The sequence below is a fragment of the Streptomyces sp. S3(2020) genome, assembly GCF_013044505.1.
In the GTDB taxonomy this organism is placed as follows: domain Bacteria; phylum Actinomycetota; class Actinomycetes; order Streptomycetales; family Streptomycetaceae; genus Streptomyces.
In genome coordinates this window covers 1-10,581 of the sequence record NZ_JABERD010000279.1, presented here as the reverse complement: position 1 = coordinate 10,581, position 10,581 = coordinate 1, and the positions used below count along the sequence as shown (strand labels likewise).

At 71.8% G+C, this 10,581-nt stretch carries 8 protein-coding genes; 6 read left to right on the top strand and 2 right to left on the bottom strand.

Annotated features, from left to right (window positions below; all coding sequences use genetic code 11):
- Positions 1-40: 40 nt before the first annotated feature.
- From alaS to HLK59_RS44440, 3 genes are all read left to right on the top strand, one after another.
- A complete protein-coding gene (gene alaS / locus HLK59_RS44450; RefSeq protein ID WP_346779961.1) occupies positions 41-2,818 on the top strand; it encodes an alanine--tRNA ligase in 2,778 nt (925 codons plus the stop codon).
- Positions 2,819-2,896: 78 nt separating this feature from the next.
- Complete coding sequence (locus tag HLK59_RS44445; RefSeq protein WP_171147360.1) at positions 2,897-3,229, top strand: antibiotic biosynthesis monooxygenase family protein; 333 nt, start codon at positions 2,897-2,899, stop codon at positions 3,227-3,229.
- Between the two features lie 6 nt (positions 3,230-3,235).
- Positions 3,236-4,033, top strand: a complete 798-nt coding sequence (locus HLK59_RS44440; RefSeq protein ID WP_171147359.1) for a MucR family transcriptional regulator — start codon at positions 3,236-3,238, stop codon at positions 4,031-4,033.
- An 18-nt stretch (positions 4,034-4,051) separates the two neighbouring features.
- On the opposite strand, the gene HLK59_RS44435 is transcribed toward HLK59_RS44440, so the two are convergent.
- Positions 4,052-4,717 (bottom strand): class F sortase, encoded by a 666-nt coding sequence (locus HLK59_RS44435; protein ID WP_346779960.1) that lies wholly within the window; start codon positions 4,715-4,717, stop codon positions 4,052-4,054.
- Complete coding sequence (locus tag HLK59_RS44430; RefSeq protein WP_171147358.1) at positions 4,714-5,517, bottom strand: hypothetical protein; 804 nt, start codon at positions 5,515-5,517, stop codon at positions 4,714-4,716. Before HLK59_RS44430 ends, HLK59_RS44435 begins: the two co-directional genes overlap by 4 nt.
- A 170-nt stretch (positions 5,518-5,687) precedes the next feature.
- Between HLK59_RS44430 and HLK59_RS44425 the strand changes: the two genes are divergently transcribed.
- The 3 genes from HLK59_RS44425 to HLK59_RS44415 all read left to right on the top strand — a co-directional run.
- Positions 5,688-6,422 carry a GntR family transcriptional regulator gene (locus tag HLK59_RS44425; RefSeq protein ID WP_171147357.1) on the top strand — a complete coding sequence of 245 codons (735 nt, stop codon included), beginning with the start codon at positions 5,688-5,690 and terminating at the stop codon, positions 6,420-6,422.
- 126 nt (positions 6,423-6,548) lie between these two features.
- Positions 6,549-8,195: an allantoin permease gene (locus HLK59_RS44420; protein ID WP_171147356.1), complete on the top strand. Its 1,647-nt coding sequence runs from the start codon at positions 6,549-6,551 to the stop codon at positions 8,193-8,195.
- 73 nt (positions 8,196-8,268) lie between these two features.
- Positions 8,269-10,581, top strand: a 2,313-nt coding sequence (locus HLK59_RS44415; protein ID WP_171147355.1) for a 5-oxoprolinase/urea amidolyase family protein, incomplete at its 3' end; no start/stop codon positions are given.

The following is a 10,581-nucleotide window of genomic DNA, read 5'->3' as shown; positions in this document are numbered from 1 at the left end:
TGGGTGCGGCCGGTGCGCCGGGCGGGCCTCGCGCTGCGCTGTGTCCGCCGGGGGGACTGCACGTTGGCCCCCCATCCCTGCCGCGACGGCACGCGCCGCGTGGTCGGCCTCGGGCCCGGGCACCGCGCCCGCGCACTGGCCGGCCGTCCCGGGTGGGAGCGCGGGGGGGACCGCCGAGAGCGGCGGCCGTTTCCTCGACTTCTTCGCCGAGCGCGGCCACGCCGTCGTCCCCAGCGCCCCGCTGCCCACCCCCGACCCGACGCTGTTGTTCGTCAACGCCGGGATGGTGCCCTTCAAGCCGTATCTGACGGGGGAGGCCCAGGCGCCGTGGCCGCGGGCGACCAGTGTGCAGAAGTGCGTGCGCACCCTGGACATCGAGGAGGTCGGCCGCACCACCCGGCACGGCTCCTTCTTCCAGATGAACGGCAACTTCTCCTTCGGCGACTACTTCAAGGAGGAGGCCATCGCCTTCGCCTGGGAGCTGTCCACCGCACCGGTCGCGGACGGCGGCTACGGCCTGGACCCGGTCCGCGTCTGGGTGACCGTGCACCACACGGACGACGAGGCCCGCGCCCTGTGGCGGCGGATCTCCGGTCTGCCCGACGAGCGGATCGTGGCGCGTGGCGACGAGGACAACTTCTGGTCGATGGGCGTGCCCGGCCCGTGCGGTCCGTGCTCGGAGCTGTACTACGACCGTGGCCCGGCCCTCGGCCGGTCGGGCGGTCCCGCGGTCGACGAGGACCGCTACATGGAGTTCTGGAACCTGGTGTTCATGCAGTACGAGCGCGGTGAGGGCCCGGGCAAGTCCGGCTACCCGATCCTCGGTGAACTGCCCCGGCGCAACATCGACACCGGCATGGGCCTGGAGCGGATGGCCACCCTGCTCCAGGGCGTCGACAACCTCTACGAGATCGACGAGACCCGCCCGGTCCTGGAGCGTGCGGCCGAACTGGCGGGGGTCCGCTACGGCGCCGACGCCGAGGCGGACGTCCGGCTGCGCGTGGTCGCCGACCACGTCCGCACCGCCCTGATGCTGCTCGCCGACGGCACCGCCCCCGGCAACGAGGGCCGGGGCTACGTGCTGCGCCGCATCCTGCGCCGGTCCGTCCGCTCGATGCGCCAACTCGGCTACTCCGACCCGGCGTTGCCGGACCTCCTCGCGGTCGCCCGGGACTCCATGGCCCCCAGCTACCCGGAGGTCGCCGAGTCCTACGGCCGTGTCGTCGACCAGGCAGCCGGCGAGGAGGACGCCTTCCGTGCCACGCTGCGCCAGGGCACCACCGTCCTGGACACCGCGGTCGCCGGGGTCAAGGCGGACGGCGGGAGCCGGCTCCCGGGCGCGCAGGCATTCCTGCTGCACGACACGTACGGCTTCCCCATCGACCTGACGCTGGAGATGGCCGCCGAACAGGGCGTCGAGGTCGACCGCGAGGGCTTCACGGCACTGATGCGCGAGCAGCGTGAGCGGGCCCGCGCCGACGCCCGTGCCCGCAAGTCCGGCGGTACGTCGGACACTTCGGCCCTGCGTCCGGTCCTCGACGAGCACGGTCCCACCGACTGGCGTGCCTGGGACACCGTGACGACCGACTCCCGTGTCCTGGCCCTGCTCGGCCCGGCGGGCCCGGTCCCGGTGGTCCGGGAGGGCGGGATCGCCACGGTCGTCCTGGACCGCACCCCGTTCTACGCCGAGTCCGGCGGCCAGGAGAGCGACGCCGGGCGTCTCACCGGCACGTCGGTGGAGGCAGACGTCCTCGATGTGCAGCGGCCGTTGCCCGGACTGGTCGCCCACCAGGTCAGAGTCACCTCCGGCGATCTGGCGGTCGGTGACGAGGTGCATGCCGCGGTCGACCCCGAGTGGCGGCTCGGCGCCCGCCAGGCCCACTCCGGAACTCACGTCCTGCACGCGGCCCTGCGCCAGATCCTCGGCCCGAACGCCCTCCAGTCCGGCTCCTACAACCGCCCCGGCCATCTCCGCCTGGACTTCCCCTGGCGCGGCGCCCTCTCCGCCACCGCCCGCAGCGAGATCGAGGAGGCCGCCAACCAGGCCCTGCGCCGCGACCTCCCGGTCGGCGTGCGCTGGATGACGCTCCCCGAGGCCAGGGAACTGGGCGCCCTCGCCCTGTTCGACGAGACGTACGGCGAGAAGGTCCGCGTCGTCGAGATCGGCGGCGCCTGGTCACGGGAGCTGTGCGGCGGCACCCATGTCGAGCACGCGGCCCAGATCGGTGTCCTCGCGCTGACCGCGGAATCGTCGGTCGGCGCGGGCATGCGCCGGCTGGAGGCGGCGGTCGGGGTGGAGGGCTTCGGCCACCTCGCCCGCGAGCGCGATCTGGTGACCCGGATCGCCGAGCAGCTCCAGGCTCCTCACGCCGAACTCCCTGACCGGATCGGCGCGTTGCTCGACCGGCTCAGGGAGACCGATCGCGAGAACCAGCGACTGCGGCAGCAGGCCACCCGCGCCTGGGCGGCGGTACTGGCCGCCGAAGCCCAGGACGCGGCCGGTGTCCGTGTCGTCACCGCGACGACGGACGACGGGGCGGACGGAGCGAGGGCCCTCGCCGTCGCCGTACGGGATCTCCTGCCCGCCGACCGTCCGGGCGTGGTCGTGGTCGGCGCTGCGTCCGAGGGACGTGCCGTCCTCGTGGCAGCCGTCAACAGCGCGGGCCCGGCAGCGGCGCAGGACGCCTCCGCTCTGGTCAAGCGGCTGCTGAACGGTCGTGGCGGCGGTTCACCCGCACTGGCACAGGGCGGCGGCCTGCCCGCCGCCCAACTCCAGGAGACCCTGCGGTCCGTGCCCGGAATCGTCGCCGGCGGGTAGGACGGTCCGCTGATCCAAAGGGAGGAATGTCCGCCTGCGTGTGCCATCACCAAGCCGAGTAAGGGGAGAAATACGCACATGACCGTTACAGCACAGATCGACAGCTCCCGTGCGGTGGCCACGCTCATCAACGTCTTCACCGTCTCCCCGGAACGCCAGGACGAGCTGGTCGCCCTGCTCGCCCGCGCCACGGAGGAGACGATGAAGCGCCAACCCGGCTTCATCTGCGCCAACTTCCACGTCTCCCAGGACGGCGAGCGGGTCGTCAACTACGCCCAGTGGGAGTCCGAGGAGCACTACCGGGCCATGCTCGCCAACCCCGAGGCCCGCGTCCACATGGATCAGGCGGCCACCATCGCGACCGATGTACAGCCCCGCCTGTTCCGGGTCCGGTCCGCACACGGCAGGTAGGCGTCCGTGCCCCCACCGCAGACAGGTGACGGCGACCGGCGCGGCCGGCATCCCGACTTCGGCCGCCTGATCCGTGACGAGAACGCGGACACCGTGCTCTGCCATGTCTGCGGCAGGGGCTTCCGCTCCCTCGGGGCACACGTGCGCGTGCACGACATGACCGCGGCGGAGTACCGGGAGGAGTTCGGACTGCTCCGCAGCCGGCCGCTCAGCGCGCACTCCTTCGGGCAGGAGCAGTCCCATGCCCGGCGCGACAGATACCGCGCCTCGGAGGCGGCACAGGCACACCTCGCGGCGGGCCGGGCCATGGCCCGCTCCGGGGAACTGACCCGGAGGCGCTGGAGCGGCACGGGCGAGGGCAGCCCCCGGGACGAACTGCTGAAGGTGCGGCGGGAAAGCCTCGACGCGGGCCGCCGCACCCAGTCCCGCGTCGCGGACGAGCGCCTGGCGGACGCGCTGCGAGCCGGCGGCTTCACCGACCTGGAACAGGCCCTTCGGGCCGTGTACGTCGACGGCCACAAGAGCATCGAGGAGACGGCGCGCATCCTCGCCGTCGGCCGGAACCGGCTACGGCGCCTGCTCGCCGCCCACGGCATCGACATCCGCCCGGCCGGCCAGAACTCCGACACCGGACGGCGGGCCCGGACCCGGCTCAACGACCGGGCCGCCGCCCAGCGTGTAGGCGCCCAGGACATCGCGGTGTGGCTGCGTGAGAGGGCCGCCCAGGGCGCCACTCTGCGGGAGTTGGCGGCGGCCACCGACCGCAGCATTCCCTGGGTGGCGGCCCGGATCGGCCCCCGTTAGACGTTGCGACCCCGGCGCCTATGCGACAGCCGTCATGGTGGCGAACACCACCACGTTGTTGGGGTAGTAGTGCCGGTCCGCGTCGAACTCGCCGCCGCAGGTGACCAGTCGGAGCCCCGCGTAGTCGAGATTCTTGTACACCTCCAGCGTGGGGAACTTCGCCTTCTCGTACTCCTCGACCCGCTCCACCGTGAAGGTGACCGTCTTCCCGTCCTCCCGGGCCACCTCGACCTTGTCACCGGCCTCCATCGACTTCAGCCCCTTGAACACCGCGTCGGCACCGTTCCAGGTGACGTGTCCGGCGATCACGGCCGGGCCCTCGGAGCCGGGGGTGGGGCCGGGTTCGTACCAGCCCGCCAGATCCGGGTCCTTCGGTGTCGTCATCGCCCCGTCGGCGTTCTGCGCCAGCGTCTCCAAGGTGCTCGACACACCGAGGGCCGGGATCGTGACCTTCGTCGGCACCGACCTCTCCAGGGCGGCGAGGGTCTGACCGGCCCCGGTGCCCGTCGCCGGTGTCCCGCTGCCGGCCGTGGCCAGGGGTGCGCTCTGCCCGGGAGAGGTCTGCGAGGCGGTCGTGTCCTGGCCCGCGCAGGCGGTGAGCAGCAGGGCGGCGGCGGCCGTGGCGATCACGGCCACCAAGGCACGACGGGCGCCGGTCCGGGTGCGCTCGGCGGTACGGTTCACGAAGCACCCCCGGCCTTCACCGCCACCCGACGGCGTACGACGATCAGCGCGCCGGCCGCCACAGCCGAGGCGGCACCGGCCACGCCGATCATCGTCCCCGGGGACACACCGTTCCCGGCGGCCCCGCTCCCGGTCTCGATCCCTCCGACCGGCACCGAGCCGACCGCGGCGCCCTTGACCTCGCCGCAGTTGGTCGGCGCGGTCGCCTCCTGCGGGAGGGCCGGGTCGAGTTCGCTCTTGCCGGCACCCTCGAAGTCGTACTTGTCGTTGTTGTTGGGGTCGATGCCGTGCTGCACGACGTGCAGGTCCTTGATGTGGTCGATCACGTCCTGGGAGACCGGGATGGTCCGCTTGTAGGCGATCTTGCCTTCCTTGTCAGCCACCGGCATCCGGTCCACCGCCAGGCCGCTGGTCGCCGCGTCGGTGTCCCCCGAGACGGTCAGCGCGATGTTGATGTCTCCGTAGTGGACGGTGGCCTCGGTGTTGTTGAGGATGCCGTCGCCGTTGGTGTCGGCGCTGTCGTCCGGGCACACGAAATCGTGGCCCTCGGTGGAACCGTGCAGGTGCTGCGCAGACGGCTGACCGGGGACCATGCCCTCGGACTTGATCCACACCGTTAGGTCCGTGCCGCGGGCGCTCAGCAGGACCGTCCCCTTGGAGCCGGAGTCGTTCAGCTGCTCCAGGTCGATCTGGTAGGCCGGGGTCTCCTCCGCGAACACCGGTGCCGAGCCCGCGACGGCGAGCAGGGCGACCGGGAGAGCGGTGAGTGCCGCGAGGCGGCCAACACGCTTGGATGTCACGTTCATTCCCCTTATTGCAAATGAGTCGCAGTTACTCATAGAACGCAGGAAGAGGCGCGGGTGTTCAGCGACCGAACGATCCGCCCGCGGCACCGGGTGAGATCCCGGAAACGACCCGTTCACCACACGTGCACCTCCCGGGAAACAAGCGGTTTTTAGCGTGTCCGCTCATGGATTCGAAGCTGTATACGCAGCCGGACACCCCCCTGGATCCGGCTGCGACGCCCACGCCCTCACTCCGCGAGACGGTCTACGCGCAGTTGCGCACGGCCGTGCTGGACGGCGAGTTCGGCCCGCGTGAACGCCTGGCCGAGATGCGGCTGGCCGCCCGGTTCGGGGTGTCGCGGACCCCCGTACGCGAGGCGCTGGCACGGCTGCTGGCGGACGGGCTGATCGAGCGCGGCGACGGCGGCTTCTTCGTCACGATCCCCAACCTGACCCAGCTGAAGGACTTCTACGAACTACGGGTCACTCTGGAACTGCGCGGCATCGCCCGGTCGATCGAGGACCCCGCCGTCCGCCACGACCCGACCGTCATAGCGGCCGAGTTGGAACGCTGGTACGCCATGCGCGAGAACCCGCCCGAGCCGGACCCGCGCTTCGTCGTCCAGGACGAGCGCTTCCACGCCGAACTCTCCCGTGCTTCGGGGAATCCCGCGCTGACCGACGCCCTCGTGACGGTCAGCGAGCGCATCCGCCGGGTCCGCATGTACGACTTCCTCACCCAGGACCGGGTGGAGACGACCATCGCCGAGCACATCGAGATCATGGAGTTCGTCCGCGACGGGCGGCTCGACGAGGGCTACCGGGCCCTGCACGCCCATGTCGGCGACTCGATGGCCGTGGTGCTGGAACGCGCCCAGCGCGCGATGACGCAGATGGCCCTGCACGCCCACCGCCTCTGACGCGGACCGACCGCGCCTGAACCCGCGGGCAATCGGCCCGCCCCTCGACTCCCCGGCCGTCGACGCCGCCGCCGGGGGTGCCCCACCGCTCTCCCCTCCCCCGCTCGCACCCCCGAAGGGCATTCCATGAGTACCACCCAGTCACCGCAGACAGCGACAACACCGGATACCCCGACGGACCAGGCGACCAAAGAGACGCTGGAGGACTACACCCTCCGTTTCGCGCCCCGCAGTTACCGCCGCTGGACCCCCATGGTCGTCGCCACGACGGCACTCGGCGGCATCGCCTACATGGCCGACTTCTCCATCGGCGCCGGCATCGGCCTGGCCCACGGCACCGGCAACGCGCTGGTGGCGATCGCGGTCGCGGCCGTCGTCATCTTCGTCACCGGCTTCCCCCTCGCCTACTACGGCGCCCGCTACAACATCGACCTCGATCTGATCACCCGCGGCTCCGGCTTCGGCTACTACGGCTCGGTCCTCACCAGCGTCATCTTCGCCAGCTTCACCTTCATCTTCTTCGCCCTCGAAGGCTCGATCATGGCCCAGGGACTGAAGCTGGGGCTCGGACTGCCGTTGTGGCTGGGCTACTTGGTGTCCACGCTGATGGTCATCCCGCTGGTGATCTACGGCATGAAGGCGCTCAGCAAGCTCCAGGTCTGGACGACCCCGATCTGGCTGCTGCTGATGGTCGGCCCGCTGGTCTACCTGATCTCCACCGACCCGGGCACGGTCGACCGCTTCCTCGCCTACGCCGGCACCGACGGCGAGGGCGGCGTCAACACCGCCTCCGTGCTGCTGGGCGCGGGCGTGTGTCTGTCGCTCATCGCGCAGATCGGCGAGCAGATCGACTACCTGCGCTTCATGCCGCCCAAGACCGAGGCGAACAAGCGCAGTTGGTGGACGGCCGTCATCATGGCCGGACCCGGCTGGGTCGTCCTCGGCGCGCTCAAGCAGGCCATCGGCGTCTTCCTCGCCGTGTACATCCTCGCCAAGGTCGGCCCGGACGTGGCGCCCGAGCCGATCCAGCAGTTCAAGGGCGCCTTCGACGCGATGATGCCGTCCTGGTTGGTCCTTCCGCTGGCCGTGGCGCTCGTCGTGATCAGCCAGATCAAGATCAACGTGACCAACGCCTACTCCGGCTCCCTCGCCTGGACCAACTCCTTCACCCGGATCACCAAGCACTATCCCGGCCGCATGGTCTTCGTCCTGGTCAACCTGGGCTTCGCGCTCGCCCTGATGGAAGCCGACATGTTCAGCTTCCTCAACGACATCCTCGGCTTCTACTCCAACTGCGCCATCGCCTGGGTCGTCACCGTCGCCACCGACATCGGCATCAACAAGTACCTGCTCAAACTCTCCCCGCTCCAGCCCGAGTTCCGCCGCGGCATGCTCCACGCCGTGAACCCGGTCGGCGTGGTCGCCTTCGTCGCCGCCTCCGGCCTGTCCATCGCCATGTACTTCCACGCCCTCGGCGACACCCTCCAGCCGTACTCCCCCGTCGCCGCCGCCCTCATCGCCTTCGTCCTCACCCCGCTGATGGCGATCGTCACCAAGGGCAGGTACTACCTGCGCCGCACCGACGACGGCATCGACGAGCCGCTGCTCGACACCGACGGCAACCCCAGCGCGCTCACCCTCGACTGCCACGTCTGCCGTCAGCCCTACGAGCGCCCGGACCTGGCCGCCTGCGCCACCCACGACGCGGTGGTCTGCTCGCTCTGCCTCAGCACCGACAAGGTCGGCGACCACGTCCTGCCCGCCACCGCCTGACACCTTCGCCTCAGTGCTGCGGGAAACCTCATCGTTTTCCCGCAGTGCGGCCCGTTCCTGAGGAGCTGCCGTCGTGTTCGACACCCTGCTCGTCGCCAACCGCGGAGAGATCGCCTGCCGCATCATCCGCTCCGCGTCCGCGCTGGGACTGCGGACCGTGGCGGTGTACTCCGACGCCGACCGCGCCGCACCCCACGTACGGATGGCCGACACAGCCGTACGGCTGGGCCCCGCACCGGCCGCCGAGAGCTATCTGCGGGCCGACCTGGTCCTGGCCGGCGCCCGCGACACGGGCGCCGGGGCGATCCATCCCGGCTACGGCTTCCTGTCCGAGAACGCGGCGTTCGCCACCGACGTGGAGGCGGCGGGCCTGGCCTTCGTCGGCCCGACACCCCGCCAGCTGGAGGTCTTCGGCAGCAAGCACACCGCCCGCGCCGCGGCCGAGGCGGCCGGGGTCCCCCTGCTCGCCGGCACGGGACTCCTCGCCGACCTGGACGACGCCCTGCGCGGCGCCGAGGAGGTCGGCTACCCGGTGATGCTCAAGGCGACCGGCGGCGGAGGCGGCATCGGCATGCGGGCCTGCGCCGGTCCGGACGAGCTGCGCGAGGCGTACGCCCAGGTCACCCGCCTCGCCCGGGGCAACTTCGGCGACGGCGGGGTCTTCCTGGAACGGTTCGTCTCCCGCGCCCGCCATGTCGAGGTGCAGGTGTTCGGCGACGGCACCGGGCGGGTGGTCAGCCTCGGCGACCGGGACTGCTCCCTCCAGCGCCGCCACCAGAAGGTCCTGGAGGAAGCCCCCGCCCCCGGCCTCCCGCCCGCACTGCGCGAGGAACTGCACCGCAGCGCACGGGAGTTGTGCGCCTCGGTCGGCTACCGTTCCGCCGGCACGGTGGAGTTCGTCTACGACGCCGAGCGCGAGGAGGCCGCCTTCCTGGAGGTCAACACCCGTCTCCAGGTGGAGCATCCGGTCACCGAGGAGATCACGGGTGTCGACCTGGTCGGCTGGATGCTGTGCCTGGCCCGCGGAGAGAAGGACATCCTCGACGGCATCGGCCCCGACGGGCCTCCCGTGCGTGGTCACGCCGTCGAGGCCCGCGTCTACGCCGAGGACCCGGGCCAGGACCACCGGCCCAGCGCCGGCCTCCTCACCCGCGTCCAGCTCCCGGACGGCGTACGCGTGGACGGCTGGGCCGAGACCGGCCAGGAGATCTCCACCGCCTACGACCCGATGCTCGCCAAGGTCATCGCCACCGGCCGCGACCGCGACGAGGCGTTCGCCAGGCTGGCCGAGGCCCTGGAGCGGACCCGGATCGACGGTGTGGAGACCAACCTCGGCCTCCTGCGTGCCGCCTGCCGCACCGACGAGATCCTCGCCGCCCGCCACACCACGAGCACCCTGGCCTCCGTCACGGACCCGCGCCCCCGCATCGACGTCGTACGCGGCGGCACCCTGACCACCGTGCAGGACTGGCCCGGCCGCACCGGCTACTGGGAGGTGGGTATCCCGCCCGGCGGCCCGATGGACGACCTCTCCTTCCGCCTGGGCAACACCGCCGTCGGCAACCCCGAGGGCGCCCCCGGCCTGGAGTGCACCCTGGAGGGCCCGGCCCTGCGCTTCTCCCGCCCGGCCGTCGTCTGCGTCACCGGCGCCCCGGCCCGCGTCACGGTCGACGGCACACCCGCCTCCCAATGGGAGCCCCTCGACCTGCCCGCCGGGGCCCTGCTGGAGGTCGGCACCCCCGAGGGCTCCGGCATGCGCACGTACGTCCTCATCCGCGGCGGCCTCGACCTGCCCTCCTATCTCGGCAGCACCGCCACCTTCACGCTTGGCGGCTTCGGCGGCCACGCCGGACGTGCCCTGCGCACCGGCGACGTCCTCCGTCCTGCCGAACCCGCCTCCGGCTCGCCGGCACCGACCGCCGTACCGCCCACCGAGCGCCCGCATTTCACCGCCCACTGGCGGATCGCGGTCAGCGAAGGCCCGCACCCCGCCCCCGACTTCCTCACCCCGCGCGGCCTGAAGACGATGTACTCGGCTGAGTGGAAGGTCTCCGCCCAGTCCGCCCGCACCGGCGTACGACTCGTCGGCCCCCGGCCCGAGTGGGCCCGCCCCGACGGCGGCGAGGCCGGGCTGCACCCCTCCAACGTCCACGACACCGCGTACTCCGTCGGCGCCGTCAACCTCACCGGCGACACCCCCGCGATCCTCGGCCCCGACGGCCCCAGTCTCGGCGGCTTCGCCTGCCCCGTCACCGTCGTCGCAGCCGAACGCTGGAAGGCGGGCCAGCTGCGCCCCGGTGACACCGTGCGCTTCGTCCCCGTCACGGAAGCCCGCGCGGACGACCTGCGCCGCTCACCGGCCCTGCTCACCCTCCCCACCGAGGGC

Coding starts and splice junctions, on each gene's coding strand:
- HLK59_RS44445 (WP_171147360.1), top strand. CDS start 2,897: ATGACCGTTACAGCACAGATCGACAGCTCCCGTGCGGTGGCCACGCTC.
- HLK59_RS44425 (WP_171147357.1), top strand. CDS start 5,688: ATGGATTCGAAGCTGTATACGCAGCCGGACACCCCCCTGGATCCGGCT.
- HLK59_RS44420 (WP_171147356.1), top strand. CDS start 6,549: ATGAGTACCACCCAGTCACCGCAGACAGCGACAACACCGGATACCCCG.